Here is a 20,910-nt window from a genome sequence, read left to right as displayed (position 1 = left end):
GGGGCCCGTCCCGTGGGCGCCCAAGCGCGGACGGCGCGCGGTGGACGCGGCCGCTCGCCCGCCGTCGGTCCCTCTTCTGCTGATGTGCCCGGCCGGCCGGCGCGCCACGCCCCCGGGCCGGCGGCCGGCGGACCGCCGGCCGGATCCCGGCCGGGGGCGTGGCCGCGGCCGGTCCGGGTATTCATGCGGGGCTTGTGACCTCGGGCGATCCGTACGGCCGCCGTGGCCGGTCCCCGCCGCCCAGGTGCGGGCGAGGTGTGTCCTGGCGCATTCTTGCTGTGTCGCACGCGCGATGCGTACGGACGAGGTAGGACCGATGACTGGGAGCGCCGAGAGCACGGAGCGGAGGTCCGGCAGGCTGGCGGCACTGCTGATCGAGGTCTGCGCACAGGCGATCAGTGCGTCCGGCGGCCACGCTGCCGGGGTCTATCTGCGTTCCCGCACGCCCGGACTGCTGCGCCTCGCGGTGCTGGAGGGGCTGCCGGGTCCCCTGTTCCGGCCGTGGTGGCGGGTCCACGTCGACCGGCCCTTCCCGGTGGCCGACTCCTTCCGGCTCGGCGTCGAGGTGACCTTGCCGAACGCGACGGAGACGATGCGGCGCTACCCCCAGTTCGCGGCGGCCCTGCCGTTCCAGTTCGGCTCCCTGGCCCTACCCGTGGCCGGGTCCTCGACGGTCTTCGGCGTACTGACGGTGCTGCGGCCCTCGACGGCGGACGCCACCGAACTGATGCCGGTGCGTGAACGCCTGGGACGGATGGCCGAGGAGCTGGGGGCGGCGCTGGAGAAGCTGGACGGCCAGATTCCGGACACGGTCGCCTGGGACGGCGGCCCGCTGTGCGTGCGCCCGCCGGCCAGCCGTCAGCCCTCCGGGCACGTCGGGCGCTTCGCCTGGCGGCCGGCGACCGGCGAGCTCACGGTGGACGCGTGGCTGAACGGCGTCCTGGGCGTACCGTCCGGGGACCTGCCCGCCACGGCGGAGTCGTTCGCGGCGGCCCTCGCCCCCGCCGACGCCGAGCGGGTCCTGGCGGTGCTGCGCGAGGCGGCCGGGGGACGGACGCCCGCACTGCCGCTGTGCGTCCGTGCCCCGCACGGCGGGCCCCGGCTGGTCAAGGTGTGGGGTCCGCGCACGGACGCGCCGGGCCCCGCCGCGCCGCCGGTGGTGCGCGGCGTCGTCCTCGACCCGCGGCCGGGTTCGGCGGCGGACGCGGCCGCCGATCTGCTGCCGGACGGAGTGCTGTGCCTGGACCGCCTGGGCCATGTCGTCTACGCCAACCCGCACGCGGCGAGGCTGCTGCGCCGCCCGCGCACCGAGTTGCTGGGACGCACGCTGTGGGAGGGGGTGCCCTGGCTGAACCAGCCGACCCTGGAGGACCATCTGCGCGGCGCGCTGCTGTCCCCGGACCCGGTGCACTTCCACGTCCGAAGACCGTCCGGGCCGGGGCGCGAGCGTCCCCCGCACCCGTTCTCCGGCGACTGGATCGCCCTGTCCGTCTATCCGGGCGCCGACTTCCTGACCTGCACGGTCCGGCTGGGGCACCGGGTCACGGACGCCTCGTCGGATCCACCGGAGGAACAGGCCGCCCCCCAGCCCCCGGGGACCGGCTCGCTCTCCCCGCTGTACCGCCCCATCATCCTCGCCATCGCCCTGACCGAGGCCGTCACCGCCCGTCAGGTGTCCGCCGTGGTGATGCGGGAACTGCTGCCCGCGTTCGGCGGCAACCGGCTGGCGATCTACCTGCTGCAGGAGCGGCACCTGTACCTGGCGTGGGAGACCGGCTTCCCCAAGGGGTTCCTGGCGCCGTTCGAGGGGGTGGGGATGGACGAGCGGCTGCCCGGTGTGGAGACCCTGACCGGCGGCCGCCCCCTCTTCTTCGACTCGATGCGGCAGCTCGCCGACGCCTATCCGGGGATCGCCCTGGACGCGGAGGAGGGCTCGCGCGCCTTTCTGCCGCTGATCGCCTCCGGGCGCCTGGTCGGCTCCTGCATCCTCGGCTTCGACCGGCCGCGCAGCTTCAGCAACGAGGAACGCACGGTCCTGACCGCGCTCGCCGGGCTGATCGCGCACGCCATGGAGAAGGCGCAGCGCTACGAGAGCGAGGCCGCCCTCGCCCGTGGGCTGCAGCAGGCGCTGCTGCCCCGGCGGCTGTCGCAGCACCCGCTGATGGAGACCACCGGCCGCTATCTGCCCGGCACCCAGGGCATGGAGGTCGGCGGTGACTGGTACGACGTCGTGGCCGCCGGGGACGGGATGGCGCTGGTCATCGGCGACGTACAGGGGCACGGCGTGCAGGCGGCCGCCACCATGGGCCAGCTGCGCAGCGCCGTCAGGGCCTTCGCGCTCGGCGACCGGCCGCCCGACGAGGTCATGAGCGGCACCAACCACCTGCTCATCGACCTGGACGCCGGGCTGTTCGCCAGCTGCTGCTACATCCGGCTCGACCCGGCGACCGGGCTCGCGCACGCGGCGGTGGCCGGGCATCCGCGCCCGCTGCTGCGCGGCCCCGACGGCCGCACGCAGGTGCTGGACCTGCCCGGCGGGGTGGTCCTGGGCGTGGATCCGCAGGCCCGGTACCCGGTCACGGAGCTGCGTGTCGAGCCGGAGGCCGTGCTCGCGCTGTACACGGACGGTCTCGTGGAGCGGCCCGGCGTCGACATCGACGTCGGGATCAGCGCGCTGCGGGCGGCGCTGGCCCGGTCCGATGCGCCGGGCGGACGTCCGGGCGGGCGCTCGCTGTCGGCCATGGCCGACCGGCTCACCTCGGCGGCCCGGCACACGGCGGACCGCCCCGACGACATCGCCCTGCTGCTCGCGGCCCGGCGTTCCATGCCGCTGCGGCCGATGTAGGGGGGTCTCGCCTCGCGGGGCGCGGCAGTGTAGACATGGCACATGATCCGACTAAGGGGTCGTTCGGGGGCCCGGTCGGCCCGTCGTCCCGGCGGTCGGCGCGTCCGTACGGCGCCCGGCCGCATCGCCGTCGCGTCCGGACGCGGGCCCGCCCCGGCGGGAGAGCCGGGACGGCACCGGGGGTGGTTCTCCGCGGTGCGGTCGACGGTCGGCGGGCGCAGTCTGGCCGGTCAGGTGTTCGTCCTGCAGGTCGTGATCGTGCTGCTGCTGGTCGTCGCCGCGGTGGTCGCGCTGGTGCTGCAGGTGCGCTACGACAGCACGCAGGAGGCCCGCAACCGTTCGGTGGCGGTCGCCGAGGCGTTCGCGAACGCGCCGGGCACGCGGCAGGCGCTGGAGGAGCCCGATCCCACCGCCGTCCTGCAGCCGAGGGCCGAGGCGGCCCGCAAGGCGACGGGCGTGGACTTCATCGTCGTCATGAGCGCCGACGGACTGCGCTACACGCACCCCAAGCCGGACCGCATCGGCAAGCGTTTCGTCGGCACGATCGAGCCGGCGCGGGCCGGTGACGTCGTGGTCGAAAAGATCACCGGGACGATCGGCCCCCTCGTGCAGGCGGTGGTGCCCGTCGAGGACCCGGCCGGCCGGGTGGTGGGGCTCGTCTCGGCGGGGATCACCACGGACACCGTGGGCGGCACCGCCGACCGGCAGCTGCCGCTGGTGCTGAGCGCCGCGGCCGCCGCGCTGCTCCTGTCCACGGCGGGCACCGCCCTGGTCAGCCGGCGGCTGCTGCGGCAGACGCACGGCCTGGGGCCGGACGAGATGACCCGCATGTACGAGCACCACGACGCGGTGCTGCACGCGGTGCGCGAGGGCGTCGTCATCGTCGGCGACGAGGGCCGGCTGCTGCTCGCCAACGACGAGGCGCACCGGCTGCTCGACCTGCCCGAGGACGCGCAGGGGCGCCGGGTCCTCGACCTGGGGCTCGCCCCCGAGACCGCCGGACTGCTGGACTCGGGCCGGACGGCCACGGACGAGGTGCACCTGGTCAAGGACCGTCTGCTGGCGGTCAACCAGCGGCCCACGCATCTGCGCGGCCGCCCGTCCGGCAGTGTGGCCACGGTCCGCGACTCGACGGAGCTGCGGGCCCTGTCGGGCCGGGCGGAGGAGGCCCGCGAGCGCCTGAACATGCTGTACGACGCCGGCGTCGGCATCGGCACCTCTCTGGACGTCACCCGGACCGCGGAGGAGCTGGCGGAGCTCGCCGTGCCCCGGTTCGCGGACTACGCGACCGTCGACCTGTTCGACGCGGTGCTGGACGGCGGACAGCCGGAGGCGATGACCCTGGTCCGGCGGTGCGCGCTCAGCGGGACACGCGAGGACGCGCCGCTGTACCCGGTGGGCCGGCAGATCCGGTTCGTGGACTCCTCGCCGCAGGCCCGGGCGCTGAAGGGCGCGCACGCCGTGGTCGAGCCGCGGCTGGAGGAGGCGCCGGGCTGGCGCGCGCAGGATCTGGAACGGTCGGCGCAGGTGGTGGAGTTCGGCATCCACTCGCTGATCGCGGTGCCGCTGCGGGCGGGTTCGCTGGTACTGGGCGTGGTGAGCTTCTGGCGGGCGCGCAAGTCCGTGCCGTTCGACTCGGAGGAGCTGTCACTCGCCGAGGAGCTGGTCGCCCGGGCCGCCGTATCCATCGACAACGCCCGCCGGTACACCCGTGAGCACGGCATGGCGGTGACGCTGCAGCGCAGCCTCCTGCCGCGCCGGCTGCCGGAGCAGAGCGCGCTGGACGTGGCCTACCGCTATCTGCCGGCGCAGGCGGGCGTGGGCGGCGACTGGTTCGACGTGCTGCCGCTGTCCGGGGCCCGGGTCGCACTCGTCGTCGGGGACGTCGTCGGCCACGGTCTGCACGCGGCGGCCACGATGGGCCGGCTGCGCACGGCGGTGCACAACTTCTCGGCCCTTGACCTGCCGCCCGACGAGCTGCTCGGGCTGCTGGACGAGCTGGTGGCCCGGATCGACCAGGACGAGGCGGAGGACGCCGACACCGCCCCGGTGACAGGCGCGACGTGCTTGTACGCGGTCTACGACCCGGTGTCCCGGCGGTGCACGATCGCGCGGGCCGGGCATCCGCCGCCGGCCGTGGTCCGTCCGGACGGCTCGGTGGAGTTCCCGGACGTGCCGACGGGCCCGCCGCTGGGTCTGGGCGGGCTGCCGTTCGAGACGGCGGAGCTCGAGCTGGCGCCGGACAGCCTGCTCGTGCTGTACACCGACGGGCTCGTGGAGGACCGCGAGCACGACATCGACGAGGGCCTGGAGCTGCTGCGGCAGGCGCTGGCGGGCGCCGGGCGGACCCCCGACGAGACCTGCCGTGCCGTGCTGGAGGCGCGGCTGCCGGACCGGCAGAACGACGACATCGCGCTGATCGTGGCGCGCACCCGGGCACTCGGGGCGGACCAGGTCGCCGAGTGGGACGTGCCGTCGGACCCGGCGGCCGTGGCACGGGTGCGGGCGGCGGTGACCCGGACCCTGGAGAAGTGGGGGCTGGGCGAGCTGACGTTCGCCACGGAGCTGATCCTCAGCGAGCTGGTGACCAACGCCATCCGGTACGGCGGGGAGCCGATCCGGGTGCGGATGCTGCGCGACCGCAGCCTGATCTGCGAGGTCTTCGACAGCAGCAGCACCTCGCCGCATCTGCGCTACGCGACGATGACGGACGAGGGCGGCCGCGGCCTGTTCCTGGTCGCCCAGCTGGCGGAGCGCTGGGGCACCCGCTATCTGCCTTCGGGCAAGGTGATCTGGGCGGCGCAGCCCCTGCCGTAGCGGGCCACCGCCCCAGGCCGCACGGCCTCTTTGTGCATAGGTACGAACCTTTGACGCGCCCGCTGTTCGGCATGTCCCGCGTCTGATAGGAAACCTTCCTATCAGTGCACGTACGGCCCATCCTCCCTCCCCCACGATGAATCGGAGTCGCCGTGAAGCACCCCACACCCGTGCCCCGACGCACCCTGCTGACCGCGTTCGGCGCGGCTCTCGCGTCCGTCCCGCTCCTGAACGCCCCGCCCGCCGCCGCCCATCACGCGGCGGCCGGACTCGACGACCCGGCGAAGAAGGAGATCGCCATGCAGCTGGTGTCGAGCGCCGAGAACTCCTCGCTCGACTGGAAGGCGCAGTACCGCTACATCGAGGACATCGGCGACGGCCGCGGCTACACCGCCGGCATCATCGGCTTCTGCTCCGGCACGGGCGACATGCTCGACCTGGTCGAGCTGTACGCGGACCGCCGCCCCGGCAACGTCCTCGCCCGCTACCTGCCGGCCCTCCGCCGGGTGAACGGCACCGACTCGCACGCCGGGCTCGACCCCGACTACCCGCGGGACTGGGCGCGGGCCGCCGGGGACCGGGCGTTCAAGGCGGCGCAGAACGACGAGCGGGACCGGGTGTACTTCGACCCGGCCGTCCGCCAGGGCAAGGCGGACGGGCTGCGCGCCCTCGGCCAGTTCGCCTACTACGACGCCATCGTCATGCACGGCGACGGCACAGACCCCACGAGCTTCCGCAGCATCCGCCGCCGCGCCCTGGGCCGGGCGCGCCCGCCCGCCGAGGGCGGCGACGAGACCGCCTGGCTCGACGCCTTCCTGGACGCGCGGGTGTGGGCCATGAGGCAGGAGGAGGCGCACAGCGACACCAGCAGGGTGGACACCGCCCAGCGGGTCTTCCTGCGCGCGGGCAACCTCGATCTGAGGACCCCGCTGGACTGGAAGGTGTACGGCGACAGCTTCCACATCGACTGACCGGGTGCGGGCCGCCGCCCCCGCACCCGGCGGCCCGCACACCCGATCCGGTCATAGAATTGATCTATGAGCTCATAGACCGGACCCGTGTACCGGGTAAGGTTTGCCTTAGTTTAGGCTTCCCTCGAGTCGATCTATCGCCTCTCGAAGGGAACCTGATCATGCCCCGCCCCCTGCGGGTAGCCATCGTCGGAGCCGGCCCCGCCGGGATCTACGCGGCCGACGCGCTGCTCAAGTCCGAGGTGGCCGCCGAACCCGGTGTGTCCATCGACCTGTTCGAGCGGATGCCCGCGCCCTTCGGACTGATCCGCTACGGCGTGGCCCCCGACCACCCGCGGATCAAGGGCATCGTCACGGCCCTGCACCAGGTGCTCGACAAGCCGCAGATCCGCCTCTTCGGCAACGTCGACTACCCCAATGACATCAGCCTGGACGACCTGCGCGCGTTCTACGACGCCGTGATCTTCTCCACGGGCGCGACGGCCGACCGCGAGCTGCGCATACCGGGCATCGACCTCGACGGCTCGTACGGCGCGGCCGACTTCGTCTCCTGGTACGACGGGCACCCGGACGTGCCGCGCACCTGGCCGCTGGAGGCGGAGAAGGTCGCCGTCCTCGGTGTCGGCAACGTCGCGCTGGACGTGGCCCGCATCCTGGCCAAGACCGCCGACGAGCTGCTGCCGACCGAGATCCCGCCGAACGTCCACGAGGGCCTCAAGGCGAACAAGGCCGTGGAGATCCACGTGTTCGGCCGCCGCGGCCCCGCACAGGCGAAGTTCTCGCCGATGGAGCTGCGGGAGCTCGACCACTCCCCCACCATCGAGGTCATCGTCGACCCCGAGGACATCGACTACGACCCGGGCTCGATCGAGACGCGGCGCGGCAACAAGCAGGCCGACATGGTCGCCAAGACGCTGGAGAACTGGGCGATCCGCGACGTCGGCGACCGGCCGCACAAGCTGTTCCTGCACTTCTTCGAGTCGCCCTCGGAGATCCTCGGCGAGGACGGCAAGGTCGTGGGCCTGCGCACCGAGCGCACCGCCCTCGACGGCACCGGCAACGTCAAGGGCACCGGCGAGTTCAAGGACTGGGACGTCACCGCCGTCTACCGCGCGGTCGGCTACCTGTCCGACAAGCTCCCCAAGCTGCCGTGGGACATCGACTCGGGCACCGTCCCCGACCAGGGCGGCCGGGTCGTCCAGGAGTCCGGCGAGCACCTGCGGTCGACATACGTCACCGGCTGGATCCGGCGTGGCCCGGTGGGCCTCATCGGCCACACCAAGGGCGACGCGAACGAGACCGTGGCGAACCTGCTGGACGACTTCGCGAACGGCCGCCTGCGGACGCCGGCCTCGCCCGAGCCGGAGGCCGTCGAGGCGTTCCTGGCCGAGCGTGAGATCCGCTTCACGACGTGGGAGGGCTGGTACAAGCTCGACGCCGCCGAGAAGGCGCTGGGCGAGCCCCAGGGCCGTGAGCGCGTGAAGATCGTCGAGCGCGAGGACATGCTGCGGGAGAGCGGCGCGTAAGCGCGCTCGCGAGCACGACAGGAAAGGGCCGGGGCGGCGAGCCCCGGCCCTTTCCTCACGAGAACAGGCGGGCCCCGAAGATCACCGTCTGTCGGCTTCCCCGAGTGTTCTCGCGTCTCGAACCCGGGACGAAGACCGACTGGGCGCGCCGGAGTGCCCGGGCATCGTCCAGGGATCCGTCGCGGCGGCCGCGCGCGGGGAGTTCAGCGACGCGCGGTTCACCGAGCCGCCCCGGGGCAGCGAACCGTTCGTCAATCCGCCCATGGCGCCGTACTTCCGCGTCGACGCCACCGTCCTCGCCCGGCGCGACCTGTACCTGGAGCGGCTCGCGGACACCGCCCTCATGCGCCGGATCAGCACGGCCGTCGAGGAGTTCCGCGGCGCACTCCCCCCTCAACGGCCGCCGCGGGCATACCCCCACCGAGGCTCCCGCGTCTCACGTTCCGGTGAAGTGGACGGCACAGTCGGCATGGTTGTATACACTCCTGATCTTCACACAAGCTCCATACAGGCGGGATGCTTCTCCATGCGTATACGCACGATCGCCACGACGGCCGTCGCCGCCGGCGCCCTCGCGGCCCTGACCGCCGCCCCGGCCCAGGCCACCGAGTACTCGTCGGCGCTGAAGGTCCGTGGCGTCCAGTACGACGCGCCCGGCAGCGACTCCAACAGCTGCAGCACCGGGAACACCGACGAGGAGTACCTGACGGTCAAGAACTACTCGTCGGGCTCCACGGTCGACCTCAAGGGCTACGTGGTGAAGGACAAGGCCGGCAACACGTTCACCTTCACCCGCAGCCACTACCTCCAGCCGGGTGACTACGTGAAGCTCCGGGGCGGCCGCGGCACCGACTCCGACGCGGGCAACGTCGTCTACCGCAACAACTGCAACTTCATGTGGAACAACGACAAGGACACGATCTACCTGTTCAAGCCGTCGGGCGCGGGTGCCGACTCGCACTCCTACACCAACAGCCAGAACGACCGGGACGGCAACGGGTACATCACGTTCCACAGCTGACCGGCCGACCGGCCGGCGAGGGGACCCGTCCCGACGCGGATGGTGGACGGGTCCCGCTCACCGAGCCATTGTCACGACCGCCACCGGCCCGGGCCACGAGTGAGCGCGGGCCGGTCGGTGCGCGCGACACGCACCCCGTGTGCACCCCCGCTGACCCGTTCCGGGCGCGCGGTGACGATACTGGACTGAGCACGCGCCCCCGGCCACAGATGGACTCATGCTCAGCTCCTCCCGCACCCGCCCCATGACTCCCCACACCGTGTGGTCGGCCCGCGGCCGGCACCGAGGACCCGCAGCGCGGGACGACCTGCTGACCGCCCTCACCCGGCACAAGGACAGCGGCGCCCTCGACGACTTCCGGGAACGACCCGGCCCCGACGGAAGCGACGCGACGGCCTTCGAGGCCCGTTGGCGGGTCGCCGGCGCGGTGACCGTCCGTGCCCGGCTGGAGCTGGCGGAGAGCGGCGGCGACGCCCGTGTGTGGACGCTCGCCGCGGAGGCCGAGGCCCCCTGGGACCCCCGGTGGCCGTCGCCGGCCGCCCTGTTCTGGCCCGAGGAGGACGACGCGCCCTGGGCCCACGACGCCGCCACCGGCCTCCCCCTGGGCAGCGTCAACCTCCTGCCCACGGACGACAAGGCCGTACGGCGCCTGCTGCGGGACGCCGTCCGGGACGGCGGGAGCGTCCACGTCCTCGTCCACGAGGCCATGACCACGGACGAGCGCGGCCGCACCCCGCTGGCCGGCATGCTGCCGCCGGGCCTGCGGCACCGGGTGGTGGAGCACCGGGCCGTCCCCAGCCAGCTGCGCGTGGTCAACTACGCCCTGCGCGACCTCGGCCCGCAGCTTCCGCGCGGCGGCGCCGTCGTGCTCCCCGGGACCCCGGCGCCGTCCGGCTACGACCCCGACGACTTCACCGTCCGCACCGTCTTCCTGGACGGCACCGAGCCGGCCGAGCTCATCCACGCCGTCACCCGCTACGCGGCGCTGCCGCACGCGCTTCCGGCCGGCGCCGACGGCACCCTGACCGCGCTGCGCGACGACTGGAGCCTGCTCACCGTCGAGGAGGAACTGGGGCGCGAGCGCGAGCTGGTGCGGATGTACGCCGAGGCGCTCGACGCGATGACGAAGTCACGGGACCTGTACCGGGAGGCCGCCGAGGAGGCGCACGTCGCGCTGGCCGCCTTCCGGGAGTCCGCGGACGCCGTGGCCGCGTTGCCGCCCGCGCCGCCCGCGGACCCCGCCCCGTCCCCGCTCCATCAGCTGACCCGCACCTTCGAACGGCTCAAGGCCTCGGCGCGGGTCCGCAAGCAGGCTCCCGCCCCCGAGGAGGCCGCCGAACGGCCCCGGGAGAACGCCGACCGCTGACGGCCCGCCGTACGGCCTCTGCGCCGGACGCTCCGGGAGGGCGTACCGCAACGGTCGGAGGCGCTTCGGAGGGGCGCTGGACGGTTTCGTACGCCGGCCCGGGCAGGTGACCGGGCCCGATCGCGCGTCTTCCGTCCTGACGGGTGACGTGATGCGGCCGGGTGACGGCCGTCATGCCATGTGCGCGGCGCGAGGGGGAATCCGACTTGCGGAGCGTGTGGCGTGCGCCACCGCCGGGAGGAGGACCCGTGGAGCCGAGCACGACATGGATCGTCGCGGCGGCGGCCCTGGCGGCCGTCGTGCTCGCCGTGGCCGTCGCGGTCCTGACGCGTCTGGTGCGCACCCGGCGCGTGATGCGCCGCGCAGGGCTGCCGACCGGCCCCCGCTGGGTCTTCTGGGGAGCCGTCCTGTATCTCGTGCTGCCCACCGATCTGCTGCCCGATCCCGTGTATCTCGACGACGTCGGCGTGCTCTTGCTGGCACTGCGCACACTGCGCCGTTCGCCCGGGACGGGCCACCGGACGCCGTTGGTCACGGAAAGTAAGGAAACCAACCACTCGTTCGATTCGTTTAAGTAGATGGAAACCGAGGGGCGTCGGGCAGCGTGACGCCGCGGGGTGACCAGGCTCGATCGGAGCAGCACCTGTGAGGGAGAGACGATGCAACCGTTCGCGCTCAACTACGCACGGCCGGCAGCGGAGTTGGAGATCGCCGCTGTGTACGTCTACGACTCCGGTCTGCAGTTGAACGTGCTGTGTGACGGGCGCATAGCCGCCAGCGATCACGCGCTCCTGCGGGAATTGGGCACCACGACGTCCACTGCGGGTTCCAAGACTCACTTCGACGACTGAACGCAGGACGCCGAAGATGACCGTCTTGATTCTGACCAACGAAGAGGACGTGACGGCGGACATGGTGGTCGTGCACCTGAACGCCGCCGGCGTCCCGGTGGTCCGGCTCGACCCCGCCGACCTGACCGGCGATGTGGCGCTGTCCGGCGAGTACGCGCACGGCACCTTCCACGGCCATCTGTCGTCCGGTGGACGGCTGGTGGCCCTGAGCGGGCTGCGGTCGGTGTGGGTACGCCGGCCGGGTGCCGCGGCGGCACGGGCCGCCGCTCCCTCACCCTGGCTCGCGGAGGAGGGCGGTCAGGCCCTCTACGGGATGCTGCGGGCCAGCAACCTGGGCTGGATGAACCATCCGGACGCGGCCCGCCGGGCCCGCTACAAGCCGTGGCAGTTGCGGCTCGCCCAGCGCTGCGGGCTGGCCGTGCCCGCCACGTTGATCACGACGTTCCCGCAGGCGGCCAGGGAGTTCGCCGCGCGTCACCGGGATCTGGTGGTCAAGCCGGTGTCGGGCGCGCATCCGCAGGACCCGCCGCGGGCGGTGCCGACCAGCAGGGTGGCCCCGGACGCGGACTTCTCCGCGGTGGCGTTCGGTCCGACCCTGCTGCAGCGGCGGATCGTCAAGCGCGCCGACATCCGGCTCACCGCGGTCGGCGGGGAGTTGCTGGCCGCCCGCAAGCCGGCGGGTGCCGACGCCGAGGTGGACGTGCGGTTCGCGCCGTCCGACAGCCCGTGGCGGCCCGTCGAGGTGGGGGCGCGGGTCGCCGAGGGCGTCCACGCCTATCTGCGCGGCGCCGAACTCGCTTACGGGGCGTTCGACTTCGCCGAGGACGCCGACGGGACGTGGTGGTTCCTGGAGTGCAACCAGTCCGGTCAGTTCGGATTCGTGGAGGTGGACACCGGTCAGCCGATCGCCCGGTCCATCGCCGAGTGGCTCGCCACCCCGGTGCCGGGACGGCCGGCGCACAGTGGTGACGCGGACGCGACGATGGTCTGACGGGGCGGGGTCAGAGCGACGCGGGCCCCGGCGGGAGGGCGGTGCGCTGCCAGGCCGGGGCCGGCGCGGCCTGGCCTCTGGACACCGGCGGGAGGCCCGGGGACCGGAGCGGCTGAAGGACGAACTCCAGGTCCCTGCTCACCCGTTCCGCCTCCCGGCGCACCTGCAGGGGGATGTCGCCGCGCTCCGCGATGAGCCGGTCGTAGATGGGGGAATCCTGGAACACCCGTCAACGCGCCTTTCCTGTCGTGGCCCTGTGTGCATTTTGGGCACGGCTGTGAAGTCTAGGCGCCGACGCACACTGAAGTACGAATTCTGCCAGAGTGCTTGGACGGGCGACGAACCGGTGCTATGTCCCGGGCTCAGGTGCCCGTGGTGGAGCCCGGCCGCACGATCATCAGGACGGTGACCGTGGCCCACAGCAGATTGAAGACGCCGGTGAACAGGGCGAGCCGCACCGTCGCGGACCGCTCGACGGTCCGTCCGGCGTCCAGTTCCTCCAGCAGTTCGTCCTGCCCGGGCAGGACGAACGCGATGAGGAGCCCGGCGGCCGCCGCCGTCAGGGTGATGGACGTGATGAGCCAGCCGCTGCCGAGCACGCGCATGGCCAGGGCGGTGGCGAGACCGAGCACCGGGACCGATATCCCGAGGGCCGCGTACACCCGGCAGATGCGGTGCAGCAGCCGGACCGTTCCCACCGCGACGGCACCGTCGGCGGCGGGGACGCGCCGCGCCGCGGGCGGGAACATGCTGGCGGCCACGGTGACGGGTCCGACGGCCACGATCGCGGCCAGGACGTGCAGGGTGAGCAGGAACGTGGTCATGGGGAGCCGGGTTTCCTCCGTGTCGGCGGGTGGTCGCGCCGCCCACGCTAGAGAACGTCCCCGGCCGCGCACAGCGGCGTGAACGACAGCTTCCCACGGGTTCCCGCCAACCGCTTCCACCTGTGCCTGGACGAGGTCCACCTCATGCCACCAGGCGTTCTACGGGCGGCGGGAACCCGCCTAGGGTGGCGTCCATGCACACCGTGGCGATCCTGGTCCTCGACGACGTGGTGCCGTTCGACATGGCGGCGCCCTTCCAGATGTTCAGCTGGGCGCGGCTGCCGGACGGGCACCGCCCGTACCGGGTCCGGCTGTGCGCGGAGCGGCCGGATGTGCGGACGGAGGGTTTCGCCCTGCGCATCGACCGGGGTCTGGACGGGCTGGCGGACGCGGACACCGTCGTCGTGCCGGGCATCGATCACTTCGGGCGGCCCTCGGACGCCGTCGTGGCGGCCCTGCGTGAGGCGGCCCGGGCCGGCACCCGGATCGCCTCCGTGTGCTCGGGCGCCTTCGTGCTGGCCGAGGCGGGGCTGCTGGACGGGCTGCGCGCCACCACCCACTGGATGGCGACCGGCGAACTGGCCCGGCGCTTCCCGGCCGTGACGGTGGAACCGGACGTGCTGTACGTGGACAACGGCTCCGTCCTCACGTCGGCCGGGGCGGCCGCGGGACTGGACATGTGTCTGCACATGATCCGCCGCGACCTGGGATCGGCGGTGGCCGCGCACTGCGCGCGGATGTCCGTCGTCCCACTCGAACGGGAGGGCGGGCAGGCGCAGTTCATCGTGCACGAGCATCCGCCGGTGCCGCGCGGCTCGGCGCTCGAACCGGTACTGGAGTGGATCGAGGACAATCTGGCCGGGGAGCTCACCCTCGCCGTGATGGCGGAGCGCTCCGGGATGAGCGAGCGCACCTTCAGCCGCCGCTTCCGTGAGCAGACCGGGACCACTCCGCTCCAGTGGCTGCTGCGGGCACGGGTGCGGCGGGCCCAGTACCTGCTGGAGAACAGCGACCATCCCGTCGAACGCATCGCCCGGCAGGCCGGGTTCGGCTCGCCGACGGCGTTCCGTGAGCGCTTCCGGCGGGTGGTCGGCACCACGCCGTACGCCTATCGAGCCGCCTTCCAGGGAAGAACCGTCGCGGGAGCGTCTTCGGTAACGGTGGGATAAATCACCCGAGTCTGTATTGGCCCGCCGACAGTTGGGCAAGAGGTATCGATCCTCCCCCCAAGGACGGTGTAGCCCATGAACTGTTCCAGCCGCCTCCTCTGCCTCCTCTACCTGGCCACGAGCGCCGGGCTCGCCTGGGTCACGGTCCTGGAGATCCGTTACGGCCCCGTGTGGGCGGCGTGCCTGTTCGCCGCCGCCAGCCTGGTGCCGGTGATCGCCGTGGTGCGCGAGACCGTGATCGGTGAACAGGACCAGTTGCTGCGGGAGTCGGCCGCTCGGGCCGGGCGGAGCGGCGACGCCGCCGCCGAGGCCATCGTGCGGGCCGAGCTCGACGCGGCGTGCTGCGAGCGGTGGTGGACCAGTCTCGGCAGTGAGCACGACCTGACCTGCCGGCACCGGATGCCGCACCGCAGCAGCGCCGCCTGACCGGTGGCCGGCTCAGGTCCGCCGTACCACCTCGACCGCCAGGTCGTTGTCGACCGTGTAGTAGGGCCGCACCGCGAAATCCCCGGCCGTGGCCGCGGGATGGACGAAGATCGCCTTGCGGTCCGCCACGTCGTCGAGCAGACGGCCGGCGCGGATCAGGGGGGCGTCGGCGCCGGCCCGGACGAAGACGTCCCAGACGCGGTCGCCCGTCCCGCCCTCGGGGAGCAGGTCCGTGTGGTCCACGGTGAAGGCGAGGTCGCGGCCGTCCGCCCCGGCCCGCGGTGCGACGGTCCGCTCGACGCCCTTCCCGCCCCGTAGCCGCAGCCGCACCGAGGCCCCCGCGTCGAGCGAGGCGCCGTGCAGCCGGGCCCGGACGGTGGTGGACCGGTCGGTGACGTCGATGCCGGTGACCTCGGCGTGGGCGTCGCGCAGCCAGGTCCGCAGCGCGAGGTACCCGTCCTTGGTGACGTAGGGAATGCGGACGGCGACCGGTGACGGCCGGTCCCGGAGGTGCCCGTCCACGAGGACCCGCAGGTCCCGCAGGCCGGGGCGCAACCGTACCCGCTCCCCGTCGGGTGCGGGCAGCAGATAGAGGTCCCAGCGGCCCTCGGGCAGCGCGGGCAGCGGGTCGAGGACGGCGCTCAGCCGTCCGTCGCCGCCGGCGGTGAGGTCGAGCGTCCGGAGGGTCTTCTCGCGCTCCCCCTTCTTGGGGCGCAGCCGCAGCAGCAGCCGGGGGGACGGGAAGGCCGCCGGGTCGGGCGGGGCGAGGTGGAAGGTGATCCGTCCGTCCGCGTCGGGCGTGCAGGCGGCGCGCGGCGCTGCGGCAAGTGCCGTTCCGGTCGTCGTGGTCATCGCTGTCCTCCGCGGATCGTGCGCCGGGCGGCGGAGGCCGCGGCGTAGGCGGCGTCCCGGGCGGCGAAGCCGTGGCCGGCCAGGGCCCGGCGCACGCGTGCGGGTTCCGGTGGCGCCGGGGGCCGGCCGGTCCGGCGGGCCGTCGCCGCCGCCTCGATCAGGCGCTCGGCCTGCTCGACCACGGGGGCGGGTCCGAAGCGCCGCGCGTTGCGCAGGGCCGTACGGCCCATGCGGCCGCGCAGTTCGTCGTCGCCGACGAGGTCCAGCAGGGCGGCGGCCAGGGCGTCCCGGTCGCCGACGGGCACGAGCCGTCCGTCGGCGCCGTCCTCGATGATCTCGGCGGGGCCGTAGGGGCAGTCGGTGCTGACGACGGGCAGTCCGCAGCGCATGGCCTCGACGATGGTCATGCCGAAGGGCTCGAAGTTGGCGGCGGTCGCGCCGATCGAGCCCTTCACCCACTCCGCCTCCATCGGGGCGGCGGCGCCCATCAGGAAGGCGTTGTTGCTCAGGCCGACCCGCTCGATGAGCCGGCGCAGCCGGGTGTGCTCCTCGCCCTTGCCGTAGATGCGCAACTGCCAGTCCGGGTGGGCGGCGGCGACCGGGGCGAACGCCTCGATGAGCAGGTCGTAGCGCTTGACGGGGACCAGCCGTCCGGCGGCGACGATCACCTTGGCGGTGCTGTCGGCGGGAGGCAGCACGGGATCGGGCACGCTGTTGGGCAGGGCCTCCACGCGGACGCCGGGCAGCCGCATCTTGCGCCGGTAGGCGGCGGCGTCGGCCTCGGTGACGGTGGTGAGGACGTCGAGCCGGCGATAGGCGCGGCGCAGTGTGGTGCGCAGCCGGGGCGGGTGGTTGTCGAGGGTGAGGTGTTCCTGCCCGATGCGCAGGATGTGCTCGGGTGCCTGCCGTGCGAGGTGCACGTTGAGGCCGGGGCGGGTGCCGATGACGACCTCGGCGTCGGTCGTGGCCAGTGCCTCGGCGATCCGGCGGTCCGTCAGCTCGCTGTACTGGTGGTAGCGGTACTCGGCGACGGGGAAGACGCGGGCCGGCCGCAGATGCAGAGGGTGTTCCTTGTCCTGCCGCAGGTCCACCAGAGGGCGTAGCGACACGCGCGGGTCCAGGGTGTGGTTGGGGTGCTCGCGGTGCCGGAGCACCGAGACGATCTCCACCTGGTGCCGGTCGGCGAGTGCCTGGGCCAGGTTGAAGGTGGTGGTGATCGTGCCCCCTATCCCGTAGGCGTTGTGCAGCAGGAAAGAGATCTTCATGGTGGACTAGACCGCGTCGAGACTCCGTCAGTTGCCTTGCGTTATCGCACTGTTGTCTCAGGCCACCTGGCCGCCGTGCAGCGCGGTGTACGCGCCGTCGCGGGCGAGGAGTTCCTCGTGGGTGCCGGTCTCCTGGATCCGGCCGTCGCCCATCACGACGATCCGGTCCGCGCCCCGCACGGTGGACAGGCGGTGCGCCACCACGAACGTGGTCCGGCCGCGCAGCAGACGGGCCAGGGCCTCTTGGACCAGCGCCTCGGAGCGGGTGTCCAGGGCGGAGGTCGCCTCGTCGAGGACGAGCACCCGGGGATCGCGGATGAGGGCCCGCGCGATGGCCAGGCGCTGCTTCTGCCCGCCGGACAGACGTGCGCCGCGCTCGCCCACCAGGGTGTCCAGGCCCTGCGGCAGGCGGTCCACGAACTCCAGCGCGTTGGCGTCCCGCAGGGCCGCCCGCACGGTCTCCTCGTCGGCGTCGTCCATGCCGTAGGCGACGTTCTCGCGGACGGTGCCGTCGAACAGGATGGACTCCTGCGGCACGACCGACAGGAAACGCCGGTAGGTACGCAGGTCGAGGGTGTTCATGTCGGTGCCGTCCACGAGGACGCGGCCGGCGGTGGGGCGGATGAAGCCGATCACGAGGTTGAGCACGGTCGACTTGCCGGCGCCCGACGCGCCGACGAGGGCGACGGTCTCGCCCGGGGCCACGTCGAGCGTGAAGTCCCGGACGGCGGGCCGTCCGCCGTCCTCGTAGGCGTGGGTGACGCCCTCGAAGGTCACGGCGCCGCGCAGCGCGCTGAGTTCGTCCTTGCCTTCGTTGTCCTCCAGTTCGGGGGCCTGCAGGACCTCGCCGACCGAACGGACCGACTCCAGGCCCTTGGTGATGACGGGCGCCAGACCGGCGAGCGTGGTCGTGGAGTTGGTGAGGGTGGTCAGGAACGCGCTGAGCATGACGACGTCGCCGGGTGTGACGCCCCACACGCCGTAGTACGAGACCAGTGCCGCGCCGGCGAGGACCAGGACGCCGACCACGTTGAGCACGACCCAGGCGAGCGAGCCGAAGCGGCCGTTGACGAGGTCGAGCCGCATGCCGGAGGTGAGCAGCCGGCGCAGGGTGCCGTCCATGCGGCGCAGTGCCTTGCCCTCCAGGCCGTGGGCGCGGGTGACGGGGATGAGCCGGGTCATCTCGGTGACCCGGGAGGACAGGGTCTCCACCTCGTGGCGGAAGTGCTCGTTGTGGGTGCGCAGCCGGGCCCGCAGCCGGGCGACGACGAGCGCTGCGGCGGGGACGACGACGAGGAAGACGGGCACGAACTGCGGTGTGCGCACGGCGATGATGGCGAGGCCGCCGATGAGCACGGTGGTGGCGCCGAGGCCCGTCTCCGCGGTCTGCTGCACCATCTGCTCGACGGTCTCCACGTCGCGGACGACCTTGGCCTGGAGCACACCGGCGCTGACGCGCGCGTGGTAGCCGATGGACAGCTGCTGCATGCGGGTGCACAGCGCGGAGCGCAGGCCGGTGCCCATCCGGCGCACGCTGCCGTGCAGCAGACGGACGTAGAGGACGTGCAGGGGGTAGTTGACCAGCAGGATGAACAGGATGACGCCGGTGCTCAGCCAGAGCCGGGAGACCGGCCGGTGCTGCACCACGGTGTCGATGATGAACGCGGTGATCAGGGGCAGCAGCCAGATCGGGCTGTGCTTGACGGTGAACACGCCGACCGCCGCCGCGAGGCGGTGACGGTCGGCGCGGAACAGGTAGGCGAGCGTGCGGACGGGATGTTCGTCCCGGTAGCGGTGGTCGAGCGGTCTCTCGTGCGACGACGCCATCGGCGGTGCTCTCCCCGCGAGGCCGTGGGATCGGGACCGGCGGGTCACACGGTGTCGAGCTCGGCGAACTCCTCGTCGGTGAGCCGCAGTTCGGCTGCGGCGAGCGAGTCCCGGATGGTCTCGGGCCGGCTGGAGCCCGGGATGGGCACGACCACCGGGGACTTGGCGAGCATCCACGCCAGGCAGACCTGCTGCGGGCTCACCCCGTGAGCCTCGGCGACCCGGGCGAACGGGGCGTAGGCGGAGCCGAGTTCACGGGCCCGGGAGATGCCGCCGAGCGGGCTCCAGGGCAGGAACGCGATGCCGCGTTCGTCGCACAGGCGCAGCTCGGGCTCGCTGGAGCGGAAGGCCGGGGAGAACTGGTTCTGCACGGAGACGAGCCGGCCGCCGAGGATCTCGTCGGCCTCGCGGATCTGGTCGGGGTGCGCGTTGGAGATGCCCGCCATGCGGATCTTGCCCTCGTCGAGCAGTTCGCGCAGGGCGCCGACGGACTCGGCGTACGGCACCCGGGGGTCGGGGCGGTGGAACTGGTAGAGCCCGATGGCCTCCACGCCGAGCCGGCGCAGGGACGCCTCGCAGGCGTCCTTGAGGTGCCGGGGGCTGCCGTCCAGCGTCCAACTGCCGTCGCCCGGGCGCAGATGGCCGCCCTTGGTGGCGACGAGGACGTCCTTGCCGCGGTCGTGGGAGGCGAGGGCCTTGGCGATGAGGGTCTCGTTGTGGCCGACCTCGTCGGCGTCGCGGTGGTAGGCGTCCGCGGTGTCGATGAGCGTGACGCCCGCGTCGAGCGCGGCGTGCAGGGTGGCGAGGGACCGGGTCTCGTCCGGGCGTCCCTCGATGGACATGGGCATCCCGCCCAGTCCGATGGCGCTGACCTCGACGTCCCCGATACGGCGGGTGTGCATGGGCTCGTGACCTCTTTCGCTGTCGCGCGGTGGTGTACGTTCCCGGACCTCACCAGCCTGACCGCCGTGCCGCGCGAGGTCCAATAGAAGAAGGAGAACGCATTCAGCGACGGCGCCGCTGAATCGCCTGGCGGGTCCCCGCCGCCGGGGACCGCAAACCGGGCCGCTTGCGCTGCGCCCGGGCCGGTGTGGCACGCTCGGCCGGTGGTTTCCGGCACTGTGAGAGGCGGCGGCATGCGCATCGGACTGCTCGGTACCGGCCCGTGGGCCCGGGTGGCTCACGCCCCCGCCCTGAGCGAGCATGGCGAGCTGGACTTCGTCGGCGTGTGGGGCCGCCGTGCCGTTCCCACGAAGGAACTCGCCGACGCCCACGGCGTCCGCGCCTACGACGACGTCGACGCGCTGATCGCCGACGTGGACGCGGTGGCGGTGGCGCTGCCGCCGGACATCCAGGCGGACCTGGCGGCGCGGGCGGCGCGGGCCGGCCGCCATCTGCTGCTGGACAAGCCGCTCGCGCCGACGGCGGCGCAGGCACGGGACGTCGTGGCGGCCACCGAGGAGACCGGGGTGGCCTCGGTGGTGTTCTTCACCGCGCGGTTCCAGCCGGAGCTCGAGGACTGGATCGGCCGGCAGGCCGCCGCCGAGAGCTGGTTCACGGGGCGGGCCGAGTGGCTGGGTGCGGTGTTCGGCGGCGAGGACAGCCCGTTCGCGGACTCGCCGTGGCGGCGGGACAAGGGCGCACTGTGGGACGTCGGCCCGCACGCCCTGTCGGTGCTGCTGCCGGTCCTGGGCGACGCCCGGCGGGTCGCCGCGGCGGCACACGGCCCGGGGGACACGGTCCACCTGGTCCTGGAGCACGCCGGCGGCGCCTCCAGCACGCTCACCCTGAGTCTCACGGCGCCCCCCGCGGCGGCCGGTGCCACGGTGGAGCTGCGGGGCCCGGCCGGGGTGACGCTGCTCCCGGAGTCCACCGCGACCGCGGTGGACGCGCTGCGCCGGGCCGCGGACGCCCTCCTGGGCGCGGTCCGCACCGGACGACCGCACGCCTGTGACGCGCGGTTCGGCCTGCGGGTGACGGAGATCCTGGCGGACGCGGAGGCCCGGCTGGGCTACGGAAGCTGACGAGCGGGGCCGGCCGGGGGGCCCGGGCGGGGGCCGCGGGCGGGCACCGGGGGTGTGGCCCCGGGGCCCCGGGGGGGGGGGGGGGGGCGCCGGGGGGGGCGGGGGGGGGGGGGGGGGGGGGACAAGGGCCCGCGG

General features: G+C 73.3%; 18 protein-coding genes. 12 read left to right on the top strand and 6 right to left on the bottom strand.

The window, feature by feature from the left end:
• Window positions 1–316 precede the first annotated feature (316 nt).
• From ACFRAC_RS32010 to tgmB, 9 genes are all read left to right on the top strand, one after another.
• A complete protein-coding gene (locus ACFRAC_RS32010) occupies window positions 317–2,845 on the top strand; it encodes a SpoIIE family protein phosphatase (RefSeq protein WP_382936433.1) in 2,529 nt (842 codons plus the stop codon).
• A 42-nt stretch (window positions 2,846–2,887) separates the two neighbouring features.
• Entirely contained in the window at window positions 2,888–5,662 is a 2,775-nt protein-coding gene (locus ACFRAC_RS32005; protein ID WP_382936427.1) for a SpoIIE family protein phosphatase, read from the top strand.
• A gap of 152 nt (window positions 5,663–5,814) precedes the next feature.
• On the top strand, window positions 5,815–6,633 hold the full coding sequence (locus ACFRAC_RS32000) for a chitosanase (protein WP_382936423.1): 819 nt from the start codon (window positions 5,815–5,817) through the stop codon (window positions 6,631–6,633).
• A 161-nt stretch (window positions 6,634–6,794) separates the two neighbouring features.
• A complete protein-coding gene (locus tag ACFRAC_RS31995) occupies window positions 6,795–8,159 on the top strand; it encodes an FAD-dependent oxidoreductase (RefSeq protein WP_382936418.1) in 1,365 nt (454 codons plus the stop codon).
• 526 nt (window positions 8,160–8,685) lie between these two features.
• Window positions 8,686–9,180 (top strand): lamin tail domain-containing protein, encoded by a 495-nt coding sequence (locus ACFRAC_RS31990; protein WP_382936415.1) that lies wholly within the window; start codon window positions 8,686–8,688, stop codon window positions 9,178–9,180.
• 217 nt (window positions 9,181–9,397) lie between these two features.
• Entirely contained in the window at window positions 9,398–10,546 is a 1,149-nt protein-coding gene (locus ACFRAC_RS31985) for a hypothetical protein (RefSeq protein ID WP_382936412.1), read from the top strand.
• Window positions 10,547–10,761: 215 nt separating this feature from the next.
• On the top strand, window positions 10,762–11,124 hold the full coding sequence (locus ACFRAC_RS31980; protein WP_382936476.1) for a DUF1232 domain-containing protein: 363 nt from the start codon (window positions 10,762–10,764) through the stop codon (window positions 11,122–11,124).
• Window positions 11,125–11,205: 81 nt separating this feature from the next.
• The gene (gene tgmA, locus ACFRAC_RS31975) at window positions 11,206–11,397 is read left to right on the top strand and encodes a putative ATP-grasp-modified RiPP (RefSeq protein WP_382936407.1); all 192 of its coding nucleotides are present in this window, start codon (window positions 11,206–11,208) and stop codon (window positions 11,395–11,397) included.
• A 16-nt stretch (window positions 11,398–11,413) separates the two neighbouring features.
• Window positions 11,414–12,388 (top strand): ATP-grasp ribosomal peptide maturase, encoded by a 975-nt coding sequence (gene tgmB / locus ACFRAC_RS31970; RefSeq protein ID WP_382936404.1) that lies wholly within the window; start codon window positions 11,414–11,416, stop codon window positions 12,386–12,388.
• Between the two features lie 10 nt (window positions 12,389–12,398).
• Here the strand turns inward: tgmB and ACFRAC_RS31965 are convergent, their stop codons facing one another.
• Both ACFRAC_RS31965 and ACFRAC_RS31960 read right to left on the bottom strand, forming a co-directional pair.
• Window positions 12,399–12,614, bottom strand: a complete 216-nt coding sequence (locus ACFRAC_RS31965) for a hypothetical protein (RefSeq protein ID WP_382936399.1) — start codon at window positions 12,612–12,614, stop codon at window positions 12,399–12,401.
• 136 nt (window positions 12,615–12,750) lie between these two features.
• Entirely contained in the window at window positions 12,751–13,212 is a 462-nt protein-coding gene (locus ACFRAC_RS31960; RefSeq protein WP_382936396.1) for a DUF2269 family protein, read from the bottom strand.
• Window positions 13,213–13,406: 194 nt separating this feature from the next.
• On the opposite strand from ACFRAC_RS31960, the gene ACFRAC_RS31955 reads away from it, so the two are divergent.
• Together ACFRAC_RS31955 and ACFRAC_RS31950 are read left to right on the top strand one after the other, a co-directional pair.
• The gene (locus ACFRAC_RS31955; RefSeq protein ID WP_382936391.1) at window positions 13,407–14,381 is read left to right on the top strand and encodes a GlxA family transcriptional regulator; all 975 of its coding nucleotides are present in this window, start codon (window positions 13,407–13,409) and stop codon (window positions 14,379–14,381) included.
• 75 nt (window positions 14,382–14,456) lie between these two features.
• Entirely contained in the window at window positions 14,457–14,807 is a 351-nt protein-coding gene (locus ACFRAC_RS31950; RefSeq protein WP_382936385.1) for a hypothetical protein, read from the top strand.
• A gap of 12 nt (window positions 14,808–14,819) precedes the next feature.
• On the opposite strand, the gene ACFRAC_RS31945 is transcribed toward ACFRAC_RS31950, so the two are convergent.
• From ACFRAC_RS31945 to ACFRAC_RS31930, 4 genes are read right to left on the bottom strand one after another with little or no spacing between them, the layout of a single operon-like run.
• Window positions 14,820–15,659, bottom strand: coding sequence for a transferase (locus tag ACFRAC_RS31945; protein ID WP_382936382.1), 840 nt, complete (start codon window positions 15,657–15,659; stop codon window positions 14,820–14,822).
• Entirely contained in the window at window positions 15,656–16,924 is a 1,269-nt protein-coding gene (locus ACFRAC_RS31940) for a glycosyltransferase family 4 protein (protein WP_382936378.1), read from the bottom strand. The genes ACFRAC_RS31945 and ACFRAC_RS31940 overlap by 4 nt, the downstream gene beginning before the upstream one ends.
• 57 nt (window positions 16,925–16,981) lie before the next feature.
• Window positions 16,982–18,751, bottom strand: coding sequence for an ABC transporter ATP-binding protein (locus ACFRAC_RS31935; protein WP_382936370.1), 1,770 nt, complete (start codon window positions 18,749–18,751; stop codon window positions 16,982–16,984).
• 44 nt (window positions 18,752–18,795) lie between these two features.
• The gene (locus tag ACFRAC_RS31930; protein WP_382936365.1) at window positions 18,796–19,653 is read right to left on the bottom strand and encodes an aldo/keto reductase; all 858 of its coding nucleotides are present in this window, start codon (window positions 19,651–19,653) and stop codon (window positions 18,796–18,798) included.
• Window positions 19,654–19,887: 234 nt separating this feature from the next.
• Between ACFRAC_RS31930 and ACFRAC_RS31925 the strand changes: the two genes are divergently transcribed.
• Window positions 19,888–20,775 carry a Gfo/Idh/MocA family protein gene (locus ACFRAC_RS31925; RefSeq protein ID WP_382936361.1) on the top strand — a complete coding sequence of 296 codons (888 nt, stop codon included), beginning with the start codon at window positions 19,888–19,890 and terminating at the stop codon, window positions 20,773–20,775.
• Window positions 20,776–20,910: the final 135 nt, after the last annotated feature.

It is taken from the genome of Streptomyces sp. NPDC056628, assembly GCF_042792555.1.
Lineage (GTDB): Bacteria > Actinomycetota > Actinomycetes > Streptomycetales > Streptomycetaceae > Streptomyces.
Note: the sequence above shows the minus strand (reverse complement) of the source record. Positions and strands in the feature narration are given on the sequence as shown.

Bases quoted from the DNA above. Each gene is read 5' to 3' on its own strand.
- ACFRAC_RS32010 (WP_382936433.1), top strand. From the start codon at position 317: ATGACTGGGAGCGCCGAGAGCACGGAGCGGAGGTCCGGCAGGCTGGCG.
- ACFRAC_RS32005 (WP_382936427.1), top strand. From the start codon at position 2,888: ATGATCCGACTAAGGGGTCGTTCGGGGGCCCGGTCGGCCCGTCGTCCC.
- ACFRAC_RS31995 (WP_382936418.1), top strand. From the start codon at position 6,795: ATGCCCCGCCCCCTGCGGGTAGCCATCGTCGGAGCCGGCCCCGCCGGG.
- ACFRAC_RS31990 (WP_382936415.1), top strand. From the start codon at position 8,686: ATGCGTATACGCACGATCGCCACGACGGCCGTCGCCGCCGGCGCCCTC.
- ACFRAC_RS31985 (WP_382936412.1), top strand. From the start codon at position 9,398: ATGCTCAGCTCCTCCCGCACCCGCCCCATGACTCCCCACACCGTGTGG.
- tgmA (WP_382936407.1), top strand. From the start codon at position 11,206: ATGCAACCGTTCGCGCTCAACTACGCACGGCCGGCAGCGGAGTTGGAG.
- tgmB (WP_382936404.1), top strand. From the start codon at position 11,414: ATGACCGTCTTGATTCTGACCAACGAAGAGGACGTGACGGCGGACATG.
- ACFRAC_RS31960 (WP_382936396.1), bottom strand. From the start codon at position 13,212: ATGACCACGTTCCTGCTCACCCTGCACGTCCTGGCCGCGATCGTGGCC.
- ACFRAC_RS31955 (WP_382936391.1), top strand. From the start codon at position 13,407: ATGCACACCGTGGCGATCCTGGTCCTCGACGACGTGGTGCCGTTCGAC.
- ACFRAC_RS31950 (WP_382936385.1), top strand. From the start codon at position 14,457: ATGAACTGTTCCAGCCGCCTCCTCTGCCTCCTCTACCTGGCCACGAGC.
- ACFRAC_RS31945 (WP_382936382.1), bottom strand. From the start codon at position 15,659: ATGACCACGACGACCGGAACGGCACTTGCCGCAGCGCCGCGCGCCGCC.
- ACFRAC_RS31940 (WP_382936378.1), bottom strand. From the start codon at position 16,924: ATGAAGATCTCTTTCCTGCTGCACAACGCCTACGGGATAGGGGGCACG.
- ACFRAC_RS31935 (WP_382936370.1), bottom strand. From the start codon at position 18,751: ATGGCGTCGTCGCACGAGAGACCGCTCGACCACCGCTACCGGGACGAA.
- ACFRAC_RS31930 (WP_382936365.1), bottom strand. From the start codon at position 19,653: ATGCACACCCGCCGTATCGGGGACGTCGAGGTCAGCGCCATCGGACTG.
- ACFRAC_RS31925 (WP_382936361.1), top strand. From the start codon at position 19,888: ATGCGCATCGGACTGCTCGGTACCGGCCCGTGGGCCCGGGTGGCTCAC.